This is a genomic window from Zoogloea sp. LCSB751, from assembly GCF_002028455.1.
In the GTDB taxonomy this organism is placed as follows: domain Bacteria; phylum Pseudomonadota; class Gammaproteobacteria; order Burkholderiales; family Rhodocyclaceae; genus Zoogloea.
Window position 1 is genome coordinate 1 of the sequence record NZ_MWUM01000197.1, and the last position, 272, is coordinate 272.

Here is a 272-nt window from a genome sequence, read left to right on the forward strand (position 1 = left end):
TATAGCAGCATTCTTACTTACAATTGGTGTGGCCGTTGATGCTAATATACTAACGTTTGAAAGAACTAAAGAGGAGTTAAAGAAAGGGTATACTGTTAAGGCAGCAGTGAAAAAAGGATCAGAGCATGCATTGTCTTCAATAGTAGATTCTAACATGACAACTTTACTTGCATCATTAATTCTATATTTTATAGGATCTGGAGCGGTAAAAGGTTTTGCAATTACACTTATGATAGGTATAGTTATAAGTTTATTTACAGGTCTAGTAGTAA

At 33.1% G+C, this 272-nt stretch carries 1 protein-coding gene; it reads left to right on the forward strand.

The annotated features are described in order from the left end of the window. Positions 1-272, forward strand: a 272-nt coding sequence (locus B4920_RS26335) for an MMPL family transporter (protein ID WP_145954651.1), incomplete at both ends; no start/stop codon positions are given.